Annotated in this window: 20 protein-coding genes; 11 read left to right on the forward strand and 9 right to left on the reverse strand. The window is 57.4% G+C overall.

The annotated features are described in order from the left end of the window. The first annotated feature begins 7 nt into the window (after positions 1-7). Together GC165_07015 and GC165_07020 are read left to right on the forward strand one after the other, a co-directional pair. Positions 8-1030, forward strand: a complete 1023-nt coding sequence (locus GC165_07015; GenBank protein ID MBI1332614.1) for a hypothetical protein — start codon at positions 8-10, stop codon at positions 1028-1030. A gap of 61 nt (positions 1031-1091) precedes the next feature. Next, positions 1092-2027, forward strand: a complete 936-nt coding sequence (locus GC165_07020) for a hypothetical protein (GenBank protein MBI1332615.1) — start codon at positions 1092-1094, stop codon at positions 2025-2027. Here GC165_07020 and GC165_07025 read toward each other — a convergent pair. The 3 genes from GC165_07025 to GC165_07035 all read right to left on the reverse strand — a co-directional run bounded on the left by GC165_07025 (position 2024) and on the right by GC165_07035 (position 5360). After that, a complete protein-coding gene (locus GC165_07025; GenBank protein ID MBI1332616.1) occupies positions 2024-3229 on the reverse strand; it encodes a M48 family metalloprotease in 1206 nt (401 codons plus the stop codon). The genes GC165_07020 and GC165_07025 overlap by 4 nt on opposite strands. A 113-nt stretch (positions 3230-3342) precedes the next feature. Then, positions 3343-4296 carry an alcohol dehydrogenase catalytic domain-containing protein gene (locus tag GC165_07030; protein MBI1332617.1) on the reverse strand — a complete coding sequence of 318 codons (954 nt, stop codon included), beginning with the start codon at positions 4294-4296 and terminating at the stop codon, positions 3343-3345. Then, on the reverse strand, positions 4293-5360 hold the full coding sequence (locus GC165_07035) for an alcohol dehydrogenase catalytic domain-containing protein (protein MBI1332618.1): 1068 nt from the start codon (positions 5358-5360) through the stop codon (positions 4293-4295). The genes GC165_07030 and GC165_07035 overlap by 4 nt, the downstream gene beginning before the upstream one ends. A gap of 69 nt (positions 5361-5429) precedes the next feature. On the opposite strand from GC165_07035, the gene GC165_07040 reads away from it, so the two are divergent. From GC165_07040 to GC165_07060, 5 genes are all read left to right on the forward strand, one after another. Continuing rightward, complete coding sequence (locus GC165_07040) at positions 5430-5873, forward strand: SRPBCC family protein (GenBank protein MBI1332619.1); 444 nt, start codon at positions 5430-5432, stop codon at positions 5871-5873. Between the two features lie 66 nt (positions 5874-5939). After that, positions 5940-7610: a diguanylate cyclase gene (locus tag GC165_07045; GenBank protein MBI1332620.1), complete on the forward strand. Its 1671-nt coding sequence runs from the start codon at positions 5940-5942 to the stop codon at positions 7608-7610. A 662-nt stretch (positions 7611-8272) separates the two neighbouring features. Further along, positions 8273-9835: a diguanylate cyclase gene (locus GC165_07050; GenBank protein MBI1332621.1), complete on the forward strand. Its 1563-nt coding sequence runs from the start codon at positions 8273-8275 to the stop codon at positions 9833-9835. 30 nt (positions 9836-9865) lie between these two features. Further along, positions 9866-10933 (forward strand): peptide chain release factor 1, encoded by a 1068-nt coding sequence (gene prfA, locus GC165_07055; GenBank protein ID MBI1332622.1) that lies wholly within the window; start codon positions 9866-9868, stop codon positions 10931-10933. Between the two features lie 22 nt (positions 10934-10955). After that, positions 10956-11699, forward strand: coding sequence for a TIM barrel protein (locus GC165_07060; protein MBI1332623.1), 744 nt, complete (start codon positions 10956-10958; stop codon positions 11697-11699). A 224-nt stretch (positions 11700-11923) separates the two neighbouring features. On the opposite strand, the gene GC165_07065 is transcribed toward GC165_07060, so the two are convergent. From GC165_07065 to GC165_07085, 5 genes are read right to left on the reverse strand one after another with little or no spacing between them, the layout of a single operon-like run. Further along, positions 11924-13129 carry a bifunctional 3,4-dihydroxy-2-butanone-4-phosphate synthase/GTP cyclohydrolase II gene (locus tag GC165_07065; GenBank protein ID MBI1332624.1) on the reverse strand — a complete coding sequence of 402 codons (1206 nt, stop codon included), beginning with the start codon at positions 13127-13129 and terminating at the stop codon, positions 11924-11926. Further along, positions 13129-13890, reverse strand: a complete 762-nt coding sequence (locus tag GC165_07070; protein MBI1332625.1) for a proteasome subunit alpha — start codon at positions 13888-13890, stop codon at positions 13129-13131. Before GC165_07070 ends, GC165_07065 begins: the two co-directional genes overlap by 1 nt. Further along, the gene (locus GC165_07075; protein MBI1332626.1) at positions 13887-14069 is read right to left on the reverse strand and encodes a ubiquitin-like protein UBact; all 183 of its coding nucleotides are present in this window, start codon (positions 14067-14069) and stop codon (positions 13887-13889) included. Before GC165_07075 ends, GC165_07070 begins: the two co-directional genes overlap by 4 nt. Next, positions 14056-15498 (reverse strand): hypothetical protein, encoded by a 1443-nt coding sequence (locus GC165_07080; protein MBI1332627.1) that lies wholly within the window; start codon positions 15496-15498, stop codon positions 14056-14058. Before GC165_07080 ends, GC165_07075 begins: the two co-directional genes overlap by 14 nt. Before the next feature lie 9 nt (positions 15499-15507). After that, positions 15508-16902 (reverse strand): hypothetical protein, encoded by a 1395-nt coding sequence (locus GC165_07085; GenBank protein ID MBI1332628.1) that lies wholly within the window; start codon positions 16900-16902, stop codon positions 15508-15510. 150 nt (positions 16903-17052) lie between these two features. Here GC165_07085 and GC165_07090 point away from each other — a divergent pair, with 150 nt between their 5' ends. The 4 genes from GC165_07090 to GC165_07105 are packed head-to-tail and all read left to right on the forward strand — an operon-like array spanning position 17053 to position 20106. After that, positions 17053-17580: a hypothetical protein gene (locus GC165_07090; GenBank protein MBI1332629.1), complete on the forward strand. Its 528-nt coding sequence runs from the start codon at positions 17053-17055 to the stop codon at positions 17578-17580. Beyond that, the gene (gene plsX, locus GC165_07095) at positions 17577-18596 is read left to right on the forward strand and encodes a phosphate acyltransferase PlsX (protein ID MBI1332630.1); all 1020 of its coding nucleotides are present in this window, start codon (positions 17577-17579) and stop codon (positions 18594-18596) included. Before GC165_07090 ends, plsX begins: the two co-directional genes overlap by 4 nt. After that, positions 18589-19581: a beta-ketoacyl-ACP synthase III gene (fabH, locus tag GC165_07100; GenBank protein ID MBI1332631.1), complete on the forward strand. Its 993-nt coding sequence runs from the start codon at positions 18589-18591 to the stop codon at positions 19579-19581. The genes plsX and fabH overlap by 8 nt, the downstream gene beginning before the upstream one ends. Before the next feature lie 27 nt (positions 19582-19608). Continuing rightward, positions 19609-20106 (forward strand): hypothetical protein, encoded by a 498-nt coding sequence (locus GC165_07105; protein MBI1332632.1) that lies wholly within the window; start codon positions 19609-19611, stop codon positions 20104-20106. Positions 20107-20208: 102 nt separating this feature from the next. Here the strand turns inward: GC165_07105 and add are convergent, their stop codons facing one another. Beyond that, entirely contained in the window at positions 20209-21213 is a 1005-nt protein-coding gene (add, locus tag GC165_07110; GenBank protein MBI1332633.1) for an adenosine deaminase, read from the reverse strand. Positions 21214-21541 lie beyond the last annotated feature (328 nt).

Consider the following 21541-nt stretch of genomic DNA (forward strand, 5'->3'; position numbering starts at 1 on the left):
ATGGGGCATGGAGCCCCGGACTTTTAGCTACCGAAAGTCGGCAATCTTCATCCTTCCCATCTTTCTTTTCATTTGGGGTTCAGGTTTCGGCATCATTCCGTGGTTTACAAGCCAATCGAATATGACCGTCAATAACGCGCCCGCCACCGCCGGTCAAGCCGAGATGATGAAATGGGTCTTTTCGCTGCTCGGCTTTACCGCGATCCTAGGGGGCATCTATGCGCTAATGAAAGGTCTCAACGAAAAGTTTGAGGTTACAGTCAATTCCTTGCGCTGGTATGACTGGCGAGGCCGATTGATCGCCAATATTACGCCATCGCAGATTCTAGGCGTCGAGAGCCGACCAAGATCATCCAAGTTTGTGATCCAGACCGAGAATCGGAAGATTTCTATATACAAGAACATGCAGAATTTCGGAATCCTACGCCTAATGGTCGAAGGGGCCAAGGCGGGAAGTTTTGATGTTTGGCGAACTCAGTTGATGCAAAGGCATCCCCCAACCTACACTCCCGAAAGCCGTGTCTTTACCTATCGGCTCTCGTACATGGCGTTTTTCGCGGTGTTATGGAACGGCTTCATCCTTGCGGCCTCCTGTTTTGTTCTGTCGTCGTCTATTTCGTCTGGTCAGTATGGCGGTATCTTAATGGTTCTTGCCATTCTCACCACCTTCGGGACGCCTGGCGTTTGGATGGCGATGACGGTCGTCAACGAGCGAGTCGAATTGACGGGTACTGAGATTATTTGGACCAACTGGCTTAAAACGAAGCTAGCAGTGCCCTATGGCGAAATTCTGGATACGGATGTCGAACTCGTGTCTGGCGATGGGAGCTCGGCCGAATACTTCCGAATTATTACTGTCCGAGGAATGATCACCGTGGCCCAATACCTTGGCGGCTACAAGACACTCAAAGAAGAAATTCAGCGAGTCATGGACTCACGAGATCCCGCAACGGACGGAAGCTCGTCGGAAAGTGTGGTCTCACCGTTCACCATGCCCGACATCAAACCTGGCTTCTTGTCGCCAGACTAATTAGCAGTACTTTTTTCTCGATACTTGCCATTTCTGCTAAGAAGTTGTACGGTAAAGGTGGGTGCAAAGAAGGGTATTCGACTATCGATCCGGCGGAAAATTTGTGGTGGCCGCATTCATTCTGATGTGGGCCATTGGCTTTGGCTACGGTGCCGTCGTCACCCCGTTGACGTCGTACACGATCAATAACCAACCGGCCACGATCGATCAAGCACGCACTTTGCAGGTCATCACCCTCGGAATCGCGATTACGGTTGGGGCTCTGGTTCTCTGGACGGTTTTGTGGGTTCTCAACACGAAGATCGTCATCGATGGCGAGGACATTCGCTACTACAACTGGCTGGGAAGAGTGACTCTGCATTCAACCTCGAATCGCATCATGCTGATTCCCGACGATAGCCGTCCGAGTGGGACCAAGTATATGACCGAGGCGGGCGAGATCAAGATTCGAACCCAAATCAATAATTACGGTGCGCTCCTGTCGATTCTTAACAACGCCCGCTACGGCTTCCAGCATTGGGATCAGCGGCAACGTAAGCATGCAACCTACCATCCGTCGCCGATGACGTTCACGTACCGGTGGACCTTCATGCACTTTTTTTCGTTCCTTTGGCTGGGCGTCTTGTTGTTCTTCGCCTCGTTGGAGGCTGGGGTTTGGGGACCGAGGCCTGGGGGAATGTCGCCAGCGGCGCTATATACCGTCCTGCTCGTCTTCTCGATTCCCGGAATTTGGTTGCAGATGACCGGCTGGGTGGAGCGGATTGTGATTGGGCCGGACGGCATCAAGTGGATCGACTGGACAGGTAAGACGAGGATGAGCTCGCCCTTCGACGACATTGAAGGGTCGGATACGTCATCAACGTACTCTGGAAATGGAGTGCGATCAGAGTCGCTTCAGGTGTATACCGACCATGGAACGATCCAGGCAAGCAGTTACCTGCAAAGCTATTCTCTGCTGAAGCACGAGATCGACCGAGTGGTGCAGTCGAGGGCTTAGTTGCGGCCTTCCCAGATGTGATACGCAAGGGTGAATATCGACGACCGAATGCCCTTGGCTACCGAGTTTTGAAGGTCGTCAACCGTCATATTGTTGGCTTTCGCATCGGCATCGGATACGACCAAGAGCTCGCGGTTTTTGGCGTAGATGACGCCGTCGTCGCCGGTGGTGACGTCCACCATGTCGGGAACGGTGTCGAAGAAGGCGTTCAGCTTCTTGGAAATCGCGGCAGCGCGATCGGCCCCGCCGTCGCCCAAGGTGTACAGCTTTCGCTTGCCGAAGAAAAGAGTGACCTGGCCATTGTCGCCAGTTTTGCTATTGACGCTGAAGTCGTAGGCGACGTGGCTTCGTCGGATCGGGAGGAGGTTCTTCTTCATGAACTCCTCGATCTTCTCGGCACGGACCTTGGAGGGCGGGTGGGTGCGGAAGATACCTAGGTCGACGGCTCCTTCAAACGCGCCTTCTCTGGCCTGGAGGCGTTCCATGAACGTCAGCATTCCGGTTGCGTCGTAACCGGCGGCAACCATCAACTGGGCACCGCCGTAGTCGGCCGAAGTTTCCGCCTTGACACTCCATCCATTAGTGACGGCTTGCATACCGACTTGAGCCAGGACTCCTGGCGCTACATCCTTGGTGAAGATGGTAGCCAAGATGAGCGGAATCTGGATGGGGGCGAGCTTTTCCTGCTCTTTGCGCATCCAAGCAACATGGCGCTGGTCGGCGTGGCTGATTTCGTGGGCGAGGACGCCCGCGAGTTCATCGTCGCTTTGGACGAAATCCACCAAGCCCTGATAGACATAGATGTATCCGCCGGGAAGCGAAAAGGCGTTGATATCCTTGCTTTCAACGACCTTGAATTTGTACTCAAACTCGGGGTGGCGTCGGTCGCCCCAGGTGAGATCGAAAGCATTCGCGTTGGCGATCAGGGCCAATTTAGCCCCGATCTCTTCGACTCGCTTCTGGGCTTCGATGTCCTTGGTCGGCTTTAGCTCGCGATCATAGTAGTCAGCTGCTTCTTTGCCGATCTTCTTGTCGTCGTCGACCTCTTTCTGAAATTCGATCTCGGCCTTGGTCTTGGGTGGGGAAGTGTCCTGCTGCTTCGTCTGTTGGGTGCTTTGGCCCTGACCTTGGCCTTGGTCAGGCGCAATCGGCCCGGAACTGAGCAGAGTGAGGTGGGCCAGCGCGATCAGGGACGAAAACATATCAGCACTTTTATTGACGTTCGGGGGTTGGTATTGTTTTGCCAACGCCTGGGCCGTGCCCGACTATACTCGCAAATTCATTCGATTTTCATCGAACGAGGTATCGAATAGTCTTAGAAAACGACCATAGGCTTTAAGATTTCGCCGCTCTTCATCAGGCGGTACATCGCCGGAAGCTCGTCGAGTTTGATGAAGTGAGATACGACTTGTTCGGCCTTGAGAATTCCCTTTCCGATGAGTTCCCATGCAGCCTTTGTGTCTTCGGGGCCGCAGGAATATGAGTTCAAAACCGCGATGTCGCGGAAGTAGAGCTCTTGCGGCATGGCCAGCGGCTTATCTGGCGCAAGGGGTGCGAACATGCAGATTCGACCGCCCGGTTGGACCATCTTGACAGCAGCATCGAAGGCCTCTTGGGTTCCGGGGCAGACGAAAACGACGTCGTGGGAACATTCTTCGCTTTCATCGTTGGCGCGGGCATCGAGGCCGGTCCTTTTGGCCCAGGCGACGCGGAGGGGATTGATGTCGTACCCAACGGCTTTTTCCCCAAGGGCGATCATGTGCATCAGGCCCATGACGCCAAGACCAATGACAGCTGGCTTTTCCGCGTGCCCCGCGGTTCGCAGGGACTTCATGACGCAGGCCATCGGCTCGATGAGAGCGGCGTCGATGGCGCGAAGCGGATTGACGAGAATCGTGTCGGTGAGGTTGCCGAGGGGAACGGCGAAGCGTTCGGCCATGCCGCCAGGGAGGAGTTTGGTTTCCTTCCACTGCTTGCAGTGTACACTTCGGCCGGTGGTGCAGTACTCGCACTTGCCGCAGGGCGCGTGGTGGTGGGGGAAGATGCGGCTTCCGACCGGGAATCTGGAATCTTTGGACTCGACGACCACGCCGGTCACTTCGTGACCGATGACATGGGGGACTTTGCGATCCATGTACCAGGACATGAGTTCGCCGGAGCAGAGGCCGCAAGCTTCGGTCTGAACCAGGAGGCCGCCCTCAGGGCATGTCGGTTCGGATTCCTCGACGATCTTTACTTCGCCGTCGCCAACGTAACGTGCAATCTTCATGGGTGAAACACATATTTGATGCCTTTCCCGGCATCCAGATCTTCGAAAACGGTTGCTCCTTCCTCTAGTCTACGCTCGCCCGAGATCAATAAGCTCAGATCGCTTTGCGAACTTAATATCCATTCTCGGGCTTGGCGGACTGCGCCTGTACCGAAGTGGAAGGGACTAAGGATAGAAATTTGGTCGTAATGGACTCGGCGGGTGTCGAACGAGACACGAGTGCCGGAGGCGCATCCGCCGAATAGCATGAGGGTTCCGCCGCGGCGAACGAAGTCGATGCTTCGCTCCCAGACTTCGACTTGGCCGGTGCATTCGATGACGATATCGAAGCCGATTCCGGTTGGTTGGAACTCGCGGATGTCGACGGTTTTGGCTCCGAACTCCGCGCCGACTTTGAGGCGGTCTTGGTTTCGGCCGCCGAGCGTGATGTTGGCGACGCCAGACTCCTTGAGGGCGGCGACGAAAAGGAGGCCGATCGCGCCGGGGCCGATGACGAGGACGGAGGCGTCGGGTCGCAGAACGTAGCGGAGTTCGTGGATGCCTTGGGCGACGCTAGCGTACGGTTCGAGAAGGCTGGCGACATCGAAAGAGATGTTTTCGGGCTTCTCGTACACGTTTTTCAAAACGATACGTTTTGGCACGACGAGGTACTCGGCGAAGCTTCCTAGAACTTTGGACGCCATGATGGATTCGCACAGGTTCTCTTTATCGAGCTTACACCAATCACACTCACCACAAGGGGCGGAGTGGACGCCCATGATGGCTTGTCCAGGCGAAAAATTGGCACGGGGACCAGCGTCGGCGACGATGCCGGAGTACTCGTGACCGAAGCCGCCCGGCATGGGAATTTGAGGATGTCCGCGCTTGTAGGCCTTCAGGTCGGTGCCGCAGGTGGTGGCGGAAATCACACGGACCAGCAGATCCCCTTCGCCCAGGGCAGGAATCGGGACTTCTTCGAAAGTCACGCGTCCGGGCTCTTGGAGGATGAGGGATTTCATGCGGGTTGGAACGTCCGATACCGAGCCGGGTGAGGCTTGCGAGCCGTCCAGAATGCTTGTGGTCACGGTAACGTCCTTCGGCGGCTACCAAAGGTAGACTGCCAATTCTAACATCTATAGTTTGACTCAAAAGCCATGCCCACCGTCGAAGTAACCACTTGGATCAACGCTCCGGTCGCGAAAGTCTATGCGATTGCGAAGGAATGTGAGCGATATCCCGAATATATGAAGGCTGTCGACAGCCTCACCATTTTGGAGCGAACGGACAACCGCGTCGTGGCCGACTGGGTCGGTTTGGTGACGCAGTTCAACCTCAAAGTTCGATGGACGCAAGAGGACACGTGGGACGACGAGAACACTCGCTCCCGGTTCCGCCAAGTGAAGGGCGACTACGACAAGATGGAAGGGACTTGGACCTTCAGCGAGGAGAACGGCGGCACGCGATTCGACCAATTTTTGGACTACGAATATAACATTCCGACGCTTGGCCCGCTCGTCAAAAAGTTGGTGCTCCATCTGTTTAAGACCCAGTTGGAAGCGGCAGGCGAAGCGATCAAAAAACGCGCAGAAGGCTCTTAAGCTGGAAAACCTGGTAATTCTCGCAACCTCGCAATTCCCCGGATATGGCACATCCTCGGTGGGAAGATGGAGGTTCAATTGCGCCAGCTCGATCAAGCGACAATCGAAGAAATCGACGCCTTGAATAATCAGGCGTACCTGGCCCGTGCTTCCGATCCCACCTTTGCTCGCGAACTCACCAATAAGGTTTTGCTGCGAGCCCGCAAGATTTCGTACCAGAAAGGCATCGGCCAAGCGATTCGCACGCTGGCGGCCATCGAAGCGAAGATCAACCCCGTTGAGGCCTATATGCTGGCCAACCGCGCCATCGCGATCCTGGAGCAGGAAGCCGATGAGAGTGGGATCGCCAGCGCTTTGATGACGGTGTTTTGCTACTACCACCATATTGGGTGGTACGAGGAGAGCCTGAAGGTCCTGAAGGACGCGTATGAGAAAGCGACGCGCTCCGGCAACCGCTATGTCGCGGTGATCGCCCTCTACAACATGGGCGTGAACTCCGAGGAGCGGGGCGACATCGACGCGGCCATCCATTACTACGAGATGGCGATCGAAGAGTCGAAAGACGGCATCAACGACAGTATCCACTGGATGTCGCGAACGGCTTATGCCAAGCTGAACTCGTTCCGCGACGCCGACCCGAAATGGGTAGCGGCCCTGCGAGAGTCGCAGGAAGCCCTCATGAAGCTGGAGAATATCTCGGCGGCGTGCGACAGCCATTGCAGTTTGGCTCTGTTGTTCTCTGAGCGAGGTCTGTATCCGGAAGCGATCGTGGAAATGCGCCGAGGGCGTGTTTTGGCGGCGAAGCATTCGCAGTCGCCGACGATCTCTTCGATGCTGTTGGACTTGGGTGAAATCTATCTTAAGTACGGCCGGTATCAGTCGGCCCTGCGAACGTTCCGCCGAAGCTATCACTTCGCCCAGACGACGGGTTATGCGATGTCTGAGTGCCGCTCGCTGGAGCGAATGGCGCTGGTGGAGCAGGAATTGGGTCTGTACAAAAAGGCCCTGACGCACCTGTATCAGCACATCAAGCTCAAGGAAAAGCTGATCAGCGAGCAGTCCGAAAATCGACTTAAAGACCTGCAAACTTTCCACAAATTGGAAATGGTGCAGGCGGAAGCCAGTCTTGCCCGACAGAAAAACGACGAACTGGCCAATATCAATAATGAGCTCCAAATCGCCTTGGAACAGCAGTCCCGACTTCAGAAAGAATTGATGCGCATGGCATCCACCGACGACCTTACGGGAGCGGTGAACCGACGACAACTCGTCAACGACGGCACCTTGGAGATGGAGCGATATCGACACGTCGGCGCCCCGTTCGTGGTGACCATCCTCGACGTCGACCACTTTAAGCGCATCAACGACTCGTTTGGCCATGCGGCGGGCGACGAGGTTTTACGACGCCTGACCAAGTGCTGCAAGGAGCATCTACGCCGATTCGACGTGTTTGGACGGCTGGGCGGCGAAGAGTTCTGCATCATCCATCACGACACCGATGTGAAGGGTGCGACAGCGGCGGTGAAGCGATTGATGGAGTCGATTTCGAGCATCGATACGGCGGATATCATCGGCGATACGCATCTGACCGTCAGCATGGGGCTGAGTGAAGTTCGAAGGGGCAACGACTCATTTTACGATGTGTTGCACGATGCGGATATGGCGTTGTACGAAGCGAAGAACGCGGGTCGGGCGACGTATCGAATTTGCAAGAGCCGACATTTGGAAGCGGCTTAGGGCTCTCCTTTTGGGGATTGCTTGGGTATGCCATGATGTTTTGTGGTGGAAACAATCCCTACCTCACCTGTTGCCAGGCTCCGTTGTCGCGGCAACGTCCTCTCCTGAGAGGAGAGGAAATGGGTCGCTTCGCTCCTCGGACTCTTGTTGTTTAGGCAGGTCTCCAGGGGTCTGCGCTGACGCTCCGACACCCTGGCTACCTGATGCGATCCTTCGGATCGTTCAACATCAGACTTCGGTGAGCGGTCCCGATTCGTTTCGCTTTCCGATTCGGCTAAGCCTCTCGGAATCTTCGACATTTCCCTCGCCATGCTCGGCGGGAACTACATGACGCTCACCGCTCCCAAAAGGTGGAAACACGCTAACTCCCAGCCCGCGCAGTCGTCGTTAAGCGTGCCACGAATAGATGTGAATGAGCTCTCATCCGTAGCCAGACAGCTCGGTCCTTTCACTAAGTGGGGAGTTTGATGGTCAGGTGGCGTGGTGGCAAACCTAGTAAGGCTGTCATCTCGGGCGGGAGCGAAGCGCGGCATAGATAGGAATATGGGGGTGCTACGGCATTCTCAAGGAAAAGGCTCTTGCGTAAAACCAAATCTGATCTTGATTCCGAAAACGCCACAGCCTTATCCCTTGCCCGGACCGACCCCAAAACTGCCGTCAAAATGGCGGATCTCACCCACAAAGCCTCACTCGGCATCCAATATCCAAAGGGTCAAGCCGACGCACTTCGCGTGTTGGTAGCGGTCTATTGCGGTTCGGACCCGGTTGCGGCCAACGAGTACGCCGAGAAGGCAATCTCAATTTATGAGCAGCTTGGCGACGACCAAGCGGTCGCTGGCCTGCTGATGCAGGTGGCACGGTTTAACCAGAATTCCGGTTGGGTGAATCGGGCCCATTTTCTGCTGGCGGAAGCCTATGAACGGTCCTTTCAGGCGGAAAACTTGAAGGTCGCCTCGGCAGCATTGTTCAATCTGGGTGCGAATTCCGAGGATCGAGACGACTTTCCGGCGGCGGTGGAGTACTTCGCGCGGGCCAAGCAGTTGGCGCTTGAGCACGATTTGGCCAACACGTATTGGCGGGCGGCGGCGGCCGAGCAAGAGATGCTTTATATCCTCAAGGATGGGCTCTTCGACCGCGAGATCGTCCATAAGGCGTTGGAGGCTCTTGAGTCGGATGGCGGCGAAGAGTGTCTGATCGAGCTCTTGACGTTTTTAGCGAAGGTGGCTCATGATGAGGGCGAGCAGCGGTTGGCGAAGAGCTATATGCACCGAAGCATGCGGCTGGCCAAGGCGTGCGGCGGCGAGCAGGCGAGGGCCGAAATTCTTTACCAATCAGCGGTGTTTCGGCACCAGGAAGGTCGGCTCAAGTCGGCAGGAAAGGCGCTTCGATACGCGTTGACCGTCGCAGAACGGCTGGAGCTTCGCACGCTAGAGCTTTCGTGCCTGAAGCTGTTGGCAGATACGTACTTCCGGCTATCGGACCCAAGCCTTGCGTACGAGACGCTGAACCGTTTTGTCGAGATTCGAGACGAACTGCACGTGCAGGAGTCGAAACGGCACTTCGAGGAGATGAGAACCATGCGCCAGTTCCAATTGGTGGAGGAGGAATCGCGCCTATTGAAGCTGAAAAACACAGCTCTTGGCGCGGTGAATTCTCGATTGGAGGTGGCGTTGCAAGAGACGCGGAACCTGCAGAAGGAGCTTCAGCGTCTGGTGACGATCGACGAACTGACGGGCGCGTTCAACCGGCGCGAAATCTTGGCGCGGGGAAGCGACATGGTGTCGCGGTTCCACTCGCAGGGACGACAGGGTTCGATCATGATTGTGGATATTGACCGATTTAAGTCGATCAACGACAGCTTTGGCCACGCAACAGGCGATGAGATTCTGCGTCGGTTTACCAAGAGCTGTCAGCGTGTCCTGCGTCCGACGGACAGCTTTGGACGGCTGGGCGGTGAGGAGTTCTGCATTCTGCTGGACAATACGCCGTTGGACATCGCAGAGAAGGTGGCGGATCGTCTACTGAAGTCGATCCGCTCGACTCGGGTTTCCGACCTGATGGGCGATCGCGTTTTGACAGCGAGTCTGGGGCTAGCCGGCCTGAATGCCAGCCACGATAAGATCGAAGTGGCGCTGAACGATGCGGACGAGAGTTTGTACGAAGCGAAGAACACGGGACGTGACAAATACTGCGTGAGCGGATTCAAGAATAAGAGAGCGGCCTAAGGCCGACGGTAAACTTAACGCTTAGACTCTATGATCGAGAAGCTGCAGGAAATCGAAAAAAAATTCCAGGCGGTTGAGGCCGACTTCAACGATTTGGCGATTGTATCCAATCCCAAGGAAATGCAGCGTCTGGGCAAGCTCCGCTCCGACTTGGAGCCGATCGTTGCCGCCATCCGCAGCTACCGCAAAATCATCGACGACCTGACTCAGGCTGAAGAGATGCTGAGCGATCCGGAGATGAAGGAACTGGCGCAGGAGGAAATCGAGCCTCTGCGAGCGGCCAAGGCGGATCAAGAGCAGCAACTGAAGATGATGCTGGTGCCAAAGGACCCGAACGACGACAAGGCGGTTATCGTCGAAATTCGTCCGGCGGCGGGCGGCGACGAGGCAGCGCTATTTGCCAACGAACTCTTCCGCATGTACTCACGATGGGCGGAGCGTCGACGTTGGAAGGTCGAAATCATCGACCATGAAGAGAGCGGGATCGGCGGGCTTTCGCGCGTGGTTTTCAAGATCGACGCGGTCGGCGCGTTTTCGCAGTTGAAGTTTGAGTCGGGCGTTCACCGCGTTCAGCGCGTGCCGGCAACGGAGAGTCAGGGGCGAATCCACACCTCGACGGTGACGGTCGCAGTTCTGCCGGAAGCGGAAGAAGTCGATCTGCAGATCGACCCGAAGGACCTGGAGATTTCGACATTCTGTTCGTCCTCGGCCGGTGGTCAGCACATGCAGAAGAACGAAACGGCGATCCGCATCATCCACAAGCCGACAGGGCTGGTGAGTACGTGTCAGGACGAACGGAGCCAGGCGCAGAATAAGCTGAAGGCGATGGACGTTCTGCGGGCAAAACTGCTCCAGATGGAGGTCGAAAAGGCCCAAGCCGAGCGATCCGGCATGCGGAAAGGGCAGATCGGCACGGGTGATCGATCAGAGAAGATTCGAACCTACAATTTCCCGGAGAGCCGCATTACGGACCACCGAATCAAGGTGACGATGCACAACTTGGGCACGTTTATGGACGGCGATATCCAGGGCATGCTCGACGCTTTGATCCAGGATGACCAGGCTCGAAAGTTGGCGGAAGAAGACGGCGCTCAATAACGTGTAAACTAGCGCTCATACCATGAGCCTCCCCATCTCGCTCCAACTTTACTCCCTTCGCGACGACGCGCCGAAAGACTTCATCGGTCTTATTCGACAGGTGGCTGGAATCGGCTATGACGCGGTCGAATTTGCCGGATACCATGGGCATTCGGCGGCCGAGCTTCGGGCGGCGCTGGAGGATAACGGGTTACGGTGTTCGGGTACGCACACGGCGATCGACCTGCTGAACGACGATCAGTACGATTCGACGCTGCGCGCGCACGAAACGTTGGGCACGAAGAACATCATTATTCCGTGGCTTCCGCTGGAACTGCACTCGACGGCAGAGGCGACGCTGGCGACGGCGCAGCGGCTGACGAAGCTAACCCAGAAGGTGGAGAAGGACGGGTTCTTCTTGGGCTTCCATGCGCACGATGCAGACATGAAGCCGCTGGATGATGGCCGCTCGACGTGGTACATCCTGGGCGAGAACACGCCGGACAGCTTTTTACTGCAGTTCGATACCGCGAATGCAATGCACGGCGGATCGGACCCGGTTCAGCCGCTCTTGGACTTTCCGGGGCGTGGCAAGACGGTGCACTTTAAGGAGTATCCGTTCGACGGATCATCGATTGGGGAAGGCAAGATTCCGTTTGCTGAAGTGATCAAGGCCCTGCCGACGGCGGGGGCGGAGTGGATTGTGGTCGAGCAGGAACAGTATGGCGATCGGACGCCGATCGAGTCTTGCCGGGTGTCGTTTGAGAATCTGAAGGCGATGTTGTAGGGCTGTTGGCTTTCGCTTTTCTACCTCACGTCTTCGCTAGCTCCTATGCGGCTGGCTTGGAATCATCCACCCCGCCTCCGATTCTCGGAGCCACCCCTCCGATCTTCGGAGGGGAGTTTAGTTGGTACGCGTTAATGACTTGAGCCCTCAGAACCTCTGCGACAGCATTCGAAAGCATGGCCCTAGCCTCGGCACAGAGGGAGCACAATCCACCGCTCGCAGGGCTACTCCTTCGGGAGGATGTGGTCCATTTTGTCGCGCTTGGTGGCGAGGTACCTCTCGCGGTGCTCTTCGGGTTCGGCGATGACGGGCACATATTCGACGATTTCGAGTCCATAGCCTTGCAGGCCGGCCCGTTTCGCGGGGTTGTTGGTCATCAGGCGAATCTTTTGGATGCCGAGGTCGGCGAGAAGCTGCGCGCCCAGCGAGTAGTCGCGGGAGTCCGCCTTGAAGCCGAGGGCGACGTTGGCTTCGACGGTATCGAGGCCCTGGTCCTGGAGTTCGTAGGCGCGGAGTTTGTTGATGAGTCCGATGCCGCGGCCCTCTTGCTGGATGTAGACGACCACGCCGCGACCTTCCCGTTCGATGTTCTGGAGCGCCATTTCGAGCTGGTCGCCACAGTCGCACCGGAGGGAGCCGAGCAGGTCGCCGGTGAGGCAGGACGAGTGCATGCGGACGAGGACCGGCTCTTCCGTGCAGACATCGCCTTTGACGATGGCGACGTACGGGTCGCGTTCGACAGTGGGCTCGTAAGCGTACAGCGTGAAGTGGCCGAACCGGGTGGGGAAGTCGATAGGGCCGGCTTTGCGTTCGATCAGCCGCTCATTGTGGCGGCGATAGGCGATGAGGTCGGCGATGGTGACGATCTTGAGGTCGTGCTCCTCGGCGAACGGCATGAGGCCGTCGAGGCGCATCATGGTGCCGTCGTCGTTGAGGATTTCGCATCCGACGCCGACTGGCTTGAACCCGGCTAAGGTGCAAAGGTCGACGATGGCCTCGGTGTGACCGGCGCGGCGCAGCACGCCGCCTTCGACGGCTCGCAAGGGGATGATATGGCCGGGGCGGGCAAGATCGGACGGCTTGGCGTTGTCTTCGACGAAGATTTTGACGGTGAGAGCGCGGTCAAAAGCGCTGACACCGGTGGTTGCACCGGGAATCGCGTCGACGGTTTCGGCCATGGCGGTGCCGTGGCGTGCGGTGTTCTGCTTCGTCATCATGGGAATCTGAAGCTCGGCCAGGCGCTCGGCAGTGGTCGGGATGAACGGGACACCGCGGCCATGTTTGATCATGAAATTCATGATCTCAGGGGTACAGGTCTCGCCGGCGCAGACGAGGTCACCCTCGTTTTCACGGTCGGGGTCATCAATGACGATGATCATCTTGCCTCGACGCATTTCTTCGAGGGCTTCGGGAATGGTTGCGAACTTCATTACAGGGGGACGGCCGCCTTGAGGACCTTTTCGACAGCTTTTTTGAGAATTTTTTCGTCGACCAGTTGGTTGCCATCCTTGGTGAGGATGCGTACGACCGGGTCGATGCGGGTGAATCCGCCGGTGGCGGAATCAAGGGTGGAGGCGATATCAAGCATTTGGAGGCCGTTTTCCAGGACCTTTTCCAGCGACTTGGTTTCGAAGCCGCCTTCGGTGCGACGGAGGAACTCGAAGATGCCGCGGATGCGCTCGGAACCCGATCCGGCGCAGGCGTATTCGCCGTTTTCGAAACGGGCTCCGGCCCCATCGAAGAAGTACACGCCGAATTGGTCGCGAGTCTTGTCATAGGCGGCGACGATCGGGAGAAAGACGCCGATTCCGTTCATGGCCATCTCGACGTTGCCGGCGAGGGCGCGGGAGATTTCGGCGAGCTTGCCTTCGAGGGTGAGCTCTTGGAGGACGGCGCGGCGATAGTACTTGAACGAGTGCTTCAGGTAGCGGCAGATCTCGACGGAGCGGGCAAACGAGCCGGAGATGGCGACGACGGTGAGGTCGTCGAGGGCCATGACCTTCTCAGCCTGCTCGAACATGATGAGGTTGCCCATCGTGGCGCGGCGGTCGGCAAAGACGATGACGCCATCCTTGAAGCGGAGGGCGAGGACGGTGGTGCCGTGGGTTTCGAAGTTCGGGTCAACACCGACGCTCGTGAGACGTACGTCGGCGGTTAGCTCTTCGAACGATCGAGCAAGAGGTGTCATCATTGGCCGGACCGCTGCCGATATTTCTTGGCTTGGTCAGGATCGACCTTTTTAAGTCGTCGCAGCAGTTCGTTTCCGCCCTCTGGCTTGGTGATATCCGGCGACTTTGGCCCGGAATCGTCGCCCTGCTTGCGCTCGGGCACGGGGCTTTTCTGGCGTTGGGGTTGTTCAAATTGAAGCATGGATGTCCTTCAGGGATTGAATAAACGTTTCTACGTCGTCGAGGCGCCTGATTGAATCAGGATACGCGAGATCGGGTCGCAATTCGACGAATTCCTCGCCGAACTGCAGTCCCCGCCAGCCTACATTGGAGAGGTGCGGCTTAAATTTGGTGATGGCCAAACTGCGGGCGAGGGCCCGAGAATTGGGGATTTGGAGGTCGGGAAAGTCGGGCTTGGCGATCTCGTCCATGTCGCGCAGGGCGTCGAACAGGCCGTCGTTGGGGTCGATGTTGGTGTACTCAAGGTCGTAGGCTTGGAGGATCGGCGCGCGCCAGGATAGACCCTCCTCTTCGCGGATTTGGTTGAGGAAGTGGAATTTCGCGGCCCAATCGACCTCCCGGCGGAAGGTCTCCCAGTCCTCGCGCAGGGCTACGAGGAGTCGACGGGATGTATCGATGGTCCAACGGGCTTCCTCGTTCAGGGCGAGCGTCTGCTCGGCGGCGGCGAAGTAGGACTCGAAGATTTCATAGGCGTTGGTCCAATTGCCCTTGTCGAGTTCAATTCGATATTCGTAGGTGCGGTCGCGACTGACGGTTTGGAAGGTGCGGACCGGCTTTTCGATGGGCCACGTCGGAGCGGTGCCGGCGTCGAGGAGCCAAAGGGCGAGTTTGACGAGGCCAACTTTCAGAGCGGTGCTCGCCGGGTTCATGTTGGCATCCCCAGAAATCATGTGAAGGCGGACCCATTGGGCGGGGTCGGCGTGGGGTTCGTCGCGCGTGTTGAAGATGGGGCGTCGCCAAAGCGTTTCGGCGTTGGCAGGCTCGACGAAGAAGTCGGCGCGTTGGCTCAGTTGAAAGTCGCACCAGCCGCCTTCCTCGCCGCCGACTTTGCCGGCACCGGTGAGAATTTGGCGGACGATGAGCATGGGTGTGACGGCACGATAGATGGCTTCAAAGTCGTGTCGTCGGGGTACAAGGTAGCTTTCGTGGGTGCCGTAGGATGCGCCGTGGTAGTCGGTGTTGTTTTTGTAGAGCTTGACATCCATGCCGGATCGCTGGCCGACGCGGTGAACGAAGCGCTGGCCCTCGGCGTCGAGTGCGGCGAGTTCGAAAATGGAGAACGACTCGGGCGTGGCGTATTCAGGGTGGCCGTGGTCGTTGTAGAAGCGGGCGCCGTTGGGGAGAACGCGGTCGGCACGGAGCACGATAGAGCTTTGTTGGCGGCGGCCGACATCGAATTGCGCGTCGTTGGGGTCCACTTCAAGCTTGCTGAGTTGGAAGCCGCGGAGGTCGTTACGAGGGTTTTCGAAACGGTAGTCCCAACCAATGAAACAGCCCTCGTCGGAGTAACTCTCGACGAGGGCTTGGGAGTCCTCTACTTGGTCTTCTGCGCCTCTCCCTTCTACAAGAATGCCGTATTCACAGTCAATTCCTGCAAGGATTGGGCGCATCACCCATTACTACTTGCGAAGGACGACGACCGTTCCATCCGTCGGGAAGCCGGTCGGCGGCGTCGACAGTTGGAAGCTGATGTAGCGCATCTGCTGCGGGGAAACCGTGGTGGCGCCCGTGCTGGTGTACATCGTGGTCAGCGTGCCCGAGACTTCGCCGATGCGGTTCGTGAGCGCATCGGGATCGGTCAAGTTCTTCAGCGGATAGACGAAGAACTGCTTGGTCGACAGATCGATGTAGCCCCACATCAGGTTCGTCACCGTAGCCGACTTGGTGCCGTCCGCGTTGGTGGTCACGTTTTCCGTGAACATCACGAGTTGCTGTCGTTCGTCGTCGAGGCTGGTCGGGATCGCGATTGCCTCGAAGTTGTGGACATTGGTGAGGTAGCCATCTTCTTCGATAGAGCCGTTCAGCGCGCTGATCTGCTCCTTGAAGTGGTACTTCCACGTTCCTTGGAACGACGTGATCTTGCGAGCGAGGACCGGGTCGATGGTGGTTACGTCGGACGGGTCGATGCCGATCGTGGTGTAGGTTCCTGGGGTGGTGGTGCCAGCCAGCGAGGTAGGGGCGGAGTAGCGTCCAACGACGGAGGCATCTTGACCAGCCTGGAGGATCAGCTCAAACGGAGCACCGGTGGTGCCGCCGTTGGCCGGGTCGCCAGCAGCGATTGCGAAGCCGTCACCCGAGAAGAAGATGCGATTGGCGGTGCCATTGCCGAGGCTGAGGTCCGGTCGATCGGACGAGGCCATTGCGGAAACGTCGAAGCACATGTAGTCGCTCAGGAAGCCGCGGATGGCGACAGAGTCACCGACGGCGCGATTGATGGTGTCGAACCAGGTTGTATCGAAAACGGCTTGGGTGACGTCGCTTCCGCCGACGTTAACCGTTTCGGTGTTGAAGGTGTCTGGGTCGAGATAGATCGGGACGATGACTTGGCGACCCTTGAAGACTCGAATGGCGACCGACTGATCGTTCGGAATGTTATTGATCGACGTGAACGACTGGGTGCCGCTGGCGTCGGTCATCGTATAGTTGATGGCGTTCAGCTCAAGCGAGGTGAAGAGTCGGCTCTGCTGGCTTAGCAAATCGACGTTGGTCGCGAGCATCTGGGACTGGTAGGCCGTCAGCGTCAGAGTTTTCTCGTTCAGACCAGAGGAAGAAGTTCCGATGGTGTCGGTTGCGATGAGGTTGCGGAAGGTTGCGACTTCCGTATCTCCCGCTCGGCCCGCACCGGTCAGAAACGCGTACTGCATGAGGGCAGGCGTATCCGGTAGGTTGACCGAAGCGACTTGGTTAAAGATACCGCCGCTTGTGGTCGAGGTGGTCGAGGTGGTCGACGTCGTACCGATGCTCGATACCGTATTGCCAGCACAACCAAACATGACTGCTGCGAGTGCTCCCACTCCCAGGCTCCATTTCACAATCTTCCAATCAACTTGACGGCGCATAATCATCCCTTTAACCAGTTAGAGAGTGAACGCAGTATATCAAGTTATGCCGAGAAATATGCAATTTTTCTTGGTTTTTCATGAAAGCGGTACACTCATTGGGCCTTGCGCAGAGACGACCTTTTAGACTTAAACGACATTCTGCAACACCCGGGCAGGCAGTTGTCGGTGGAAGTATCTACTGAACTTACCGACGAGGAGGACCTCGATTTGGTCAAGCCGCTCGAAGGCGTCCTCGATGCGGTTTCGACGGGCAATCTTCTCCTTATAAAAGGAGAATTCGCGACACGTGCGGTGGTGGAGTGCGCTCGTTGCGGCGGCCCGATAGAGGTTGATCTGACGTTTGAGATCGACGAGCAGTTCACAGTCGTCGGGGTTCCGAGTTCGTTGAGTCATCAAGATTTTGCCCGTGTGGAAGCCGATGAGCCGTACCCGCTGTTTGAAGGTAACAGCTTGATGGTGGAGTCTCTGCTTCGCCAAAATCTGCTTCTGAACTTTCCGGTTCAGCCGCTATGTACGTTCGGCTGGGAGGGCGACTGCCCGATCGCGAAGGCGCGCGGCGTGGCCGGTCAGCAGGGCGGAGCCGGTCGGCTTGAGTTTGAGCAACTGAAGGGGCTGGTGAACGAAGAGTGAACATTGTCCTGGATGCGATGGGTGGCGACAATGCGCCGGAAGAGATCATCCAGGGCGGCCTTGACGCCTGTTCGCACATCCACGGCGACCTCATCTTTGTTGGCGACGCCGAGACCATTCAGAAGCTGTTGCCGAACCCGGTTCCGAAGAACGTGAAGGTGGTTCATGCAAGCCAAGTGGTGGAGATGGACGAGAAGCCGCTGGAGGCCTACCGCAAGAAGAAGGACTCTTCGATGATGGTGGGGATCAAACTGGTGAAGGACGGAAAAGCGGGGGCGTTTGTGTCGGCAGGATCGACCGGGTCGGCCTCGGCCACGGCTCTGTTGACCTGGCGACAGGTGACGGGAATCCATCGACCGGCGATCGGTTCGCAGTTGCCAAACCACCACGGCGGATTTGTGATGTTGGACGCGGGGGCGTCGCCGGACGTCGACCCTGAGCACCTCGTGGAGTTTGCCATCCTGGGTCGGGCGTACGCCGAGAAGGTGATGGGCCGCAAAAACCCGAAGGTCCACCTCATTAATATTGGCGAGGAGCCAGGCAAGGGTAACGCGTTCGCCAAGCAGTCATTCAAACTGCTTTCGAAGTTTGAATGGTTTGCAGGGAATATCGAGGGCAAGGACATGTTTAACTCGCCGTGCGACGTGGTGGTGTGCGAGGCTTTTGTGGGGAATGTCGTCCTGAAGACCGCCGAGGGCGTAGCCGAGATGTTCGCCAAGCACATCCGTGCGGGGGTGCCCGACAATTTTATGAAGTCCCTTTATTGGCCCGTGAAAAAGGTCATGGCCCCGATCCGCAAGCATATGGATTATGCGGAAGTCGGTGGCTCGCCGCTGTTGGGGCTGAACGGCATTTGCGTCATCGCGCACGGCCGAAGCAACGCCAAGGCGATTCGAAACGCGGTGCTGATGGCGGATAAGGCGATCAGGGCCAACCTGGTGGACACGATCCGCGATGCGGTTCGGCGCGACCTCGGGGAATCGACAGAAGAAGTTAATACAGAAGAACATGAGTAGGCACGCAGTTATCCAAGCGGTTGGGCACGCCCTGCCGGTTAAGGTCTACACCAACGACGAGTTGGCGCGAGAAAAGAATATCGATACAAGCGACGAGTGGATCGTCCAGCGAACCGGCATCAAGGAGCGGCATATCTGCTCGGGCGACGAGGGGTGCTATTCGCTGGCGATCGAAGCCGGACGGGAGGCGCTGCAGAAGTCGGGTCTGAAGCCGGAAGAGGTCGATATGGTCATTGTCGGCACGGTGTCGGGCGACTACATTTGGCCCTCGACGGCGTGTTTTGTGCAAGACGCGCTTGGGCTGAAGAACGCAGGGGCGTTCGATGTGAGCGCGGCATGCGCGGGTTTCATTTATTCTTTAGCGAACGCGACGGGCCTGATCGAAACCGGCGTGATCGACAATGCGCTCGTGATCGGCGTGGACGCGCTTTCAAAGCAGATCGACTGGTCGGATCGATCCACGTGCATTCTGTTTGGCGACGCGGCGGCGTCGGTCGTAGTGAAGGCCGTGGAAGGCGGCGACCGGGGCGTCATCAAGACGGTGATGCTGTCGGACGGAAGCGGCGCGCCGTTCATCTCCAACGATGCCGGTGGGACGAAGTATCCGCCCAACTGCGTGACGCCGGAGGGGATCAAGTACGGCATCCAGATGAAGGGCAACGAGGTGTACCGGTTCGCGATTAAAGCGATGGGCGACGCGTGCGAGAAGGTGCTGGCCGAGGCGGGATTGAAGGCGTCGGACGTGGATTTGTTTGTGCCACATCAGGCGAATCTGCGCATCATCGATGCCGCGGCCGAGCGGTTCAAGTTCCCGTCGGATAAGGTTTTTGTGAACGTGCACAAGTACGGAAACACGAGCGGCGGATCGATTCCGTTGGCGCTGTACGAGGCGGTCGAGACGGGGCAGTTGAAGCCGGGCATGTTGGTGTTGACGGTGGGATTCGGCGCGGGCCTGGTTTGGGGCGCGAATCTCATTCGCTGGTAAGACGCAAACCTCGCGTATCATTGGGGTGTGAAACCCAACACCAAGCGGTTTCTTGTCGTGTCTGGAACTTGCATTTTTGCTGTTGGTTCGGCGTTTTGGGTTCTGATGCATCCTAGGCATCACGACTCCTATGCCTTTCTAAAGGGTCACGCTCTGTTGGATGTTGGTTGCTTAGGGCCGAGTTCCTTTGGACCAAGGGAGTACCGGCTGTACTGCTGGGAGGAACCCGTGACTTCGGTTCTTGCTAAGGCCGCCAAATGTCTGCCGAAAGAAGGGCTAAAACCTTACGGTGCGGGATCTCCTGATGAAGCATTCGATTGGTCGGGCTCGATTATCGATGGCGGCCCGGGTGGTGTCAGGTCTGACATTTGGATATCAATATTGCCGAAACGAGTCAGCAACCTCCACGACTACGCGAAAATGGACGATTATGATCTTGATTGGACAACAGTTGTCGTCTCGCAAGAGCTCGATAAGAGTTGGTTCAACGTTTTGCGCTATACATTTTTCAGCAAGCGCGACTGAGTGCTCACCCAGGCCATCAATTCTTATCCCGGGAACATCTCATCCAAATTGGCAGCAAACGTCTTAACCGCCAGCCACTATCCTTCACATTTCAGTGATCTGCTATGCCTCCCATCCGGACGTAATCTTCCGCTTCAACTCAGACCGCTCAATATCTGACAAGAACGCCTTATCGGCGGCACCGATGCACAACGAATAGAGCATGTCGGTGCTGAGTTCGAATTCTTCGGCGCATCGGGCCCACTCGTCGGTCAGCGTTGTGTTGAAATAAGGCGGATCGTCGGAGTTGATCGAGACGGAGAGACCCTCGTCCAGCAGTCGCGGGAGCGAGTGCTCAGCCAGCGAAGGGAAGACGCCCAGGCACACATTGCTGGTGGGATTGACTTCGAGATGGACCTGCCGGTCGCGTAGGTCTCGCACCAGCGTTCCGTCCTCTAGGCATCGGACGCCGTGACCGATGCGGTCGGCGAGGGCGACGTCGAGGGCTTCGCGGATGGCGGTGGCACCGCCGGTCTCGCCCGCGTGGGCCGAACATTTGACGCCTGCTTCTTTGGCGGTGCGGAAAGCGGCGGCGTGTTTGGCGACGGGAGTTTTGCCTTCGTAGCCGGAAAGGCCGATGGCCACCACGCCCTTGTCCTTGCTATTGATGCACCATTGGGCGATCTGCTCGCCTTCCTCTTCGGCGAACTCGCGGACAATGTCGATGATGAGATTGACCTGGGCGGTCGGCACTTTTTTGAATCCACGCTGGAGAGCGTCGATCTGCTCGTCCCAAGGGATTCCGGCGTACCGCTTGATCGTCATGGCGGTGTAGTTGGCTTCGGTATAGAGGATGTTCTGGCTGGCTTGGCCGCGGGCGAACTCCTCGGCGATCAGTTCCAGATCATTGGGGGTGCGGATGCACTTCGAGGCGGCGACATAGACGTCGACGAAGTGAGGGAAATCGCGGAAAATGAACCATTCTCGAAGTCCGGCGACGTCTTTTGCCGGGAGGTCGACTCGGTTGCGCTCGGCGAGGCGAAGCAGGGTTTCCGGTTGGATCGAACCTTCCAAATGCACGTGCAATTCGACTTTGGGCAGGGGCTCGATTTCTTCGCGGAGCGACATAGAGAAAGTCTACTTCTTGAGTGAATGTCGGTGGGTTATTTCGTAGGGTCGGAACTTCGTTTGCGGTCGTAACGGTTCATCGTTTTGGCAGGCTTCGCCGGGTCGTCCCGATGCTCGGGACTCCTTGGACTTTTGCGGTTACGGGTTCTGACCCAGCCCTTCGAGCCGATTCTCGGCTCTTCGGACTGGGCTCGTGTCTTAAACTCTTTGTGATGGTCCTCCCGAGGACGCTCGGGTGGTGGAAGGTGAGCACGTCCTGGGCTATGTGTTTTGAACCCGCAACTTAGATATGAGGCCCCTTCCACCCAGTCGCCTTTCAAACCCGCAC

This window comes from Armatimonadota bacterium (assembly GCA_016125185.1).
Classification (GTDB): Bacteria; Armatimonadota; Fimbriimonadia; order Fimbriimonadales; family Fimbriimonadaceae; genus Fimbriimonas.

What these genes read in the sequence shown, in the direction of transcription:
- GC165_07050 (MBI1332621.1), top strand. Translation starts at nt 8,273, where the DNA reads ATGGCGGATCTCACCCACAAAGCCTCACTCGGCATCCAATATCCAAAG.
- GC165_07015 (MBI1332614.1), top strand. Translation starts at nt 8, where the DNA reads ATGGAGCCCCGGACTTTTAGCTACCGAAAGTCGGCAATCTTCATCCTT.
- GC165_07025 (MBI1332616.1), bottom strand. Translation starts at nt 3,229, where the DNA reads ATGTTTTCGTCCCTGATCGCGCTGGCCCACCTCACTCTGCTCAGTTCC.
- GC165_07075 (MBI1332626.1), bottom strand. Translation starts at nt 14,069, where the DNA reads ATGCTTCAATTTGAACAACCCCAACGCCAGAAAAGCCCCGTGCCCGAG.
- GC165_07070 (MBI1332625.1), bottom strand. Translation starts at nt 13,890, where the DNA reads ATGATGACACCTCTTGCTCGATCGTTCGAAGAGCTAACCGCCGACGTA.
- GC165_07045 (MBI1332620.1), top strand. Translation starts at nt 5,940, where the DNA reads ATGGAGGTTCAATTGCGCCAGCTCGATCAAGCGACAATCGAAGAAATC.
- GC165_07065 (MBI1332624.1), bottom strand. Translation starts at nt 13,129, where the DNA reads ATGAAGTTCGCAACCATTCCCGAAGCCCTCGAAGAAATGCGTCGAGGC.
- GC165_07060 (MBI1332623.1), top strand. Translation starts at nt 10,956, where the DNA reads ATGAGCCTCCCCATCTCGCTCCAACTTTACTCCCTTCGCGACGACGCG.
- add (MBI1332633.1), bottom strand. Translation starts at nt 21,213, where the DNA reads ATGTCGCTCCGCGAAGAAATCGAGCCCCTGCCCAAAGTCGAATTGCAC.
- GC165_07040 (MBI1332619.1), top strand. Translation starts at nt 5,430, where the DNA reads ATGCCCACCGTCGAAGTAACCACTTGGATCAACGCTCCGGTCGCGAAA.
- GC165_07080 (MBI1332627.1), bottom strand. Translation starts at nt 15,498, where the DNA reads ATGCGCCCAATCCTTGCAGGAATTGACTGTGAATACGGCATTCTTGTA.
- prfA (MBI1332622.1), top strand. Translation starts at nt 9,866, where the DNA reads ATGATCGAGAAGCTGCAGGAAATCGAAAAAAAATTCCAGGCGGTTGAG.
- GC165_07030 (MBI1332617.1), bottom strand. Translation starts at nt 4,296, where the DNA reads ATGAAGATTGCACGTTACGTTGGCGACGGCGAAGTAAAGATCGTCGAG.
- fabH (MBI1332631.1), top strand. Translation starts at nt 18,589, where the DNA reads ATGAGTAGGCACGCAGTTATCCAAGCGGTTGGGCACGCCCTGCCGGTT.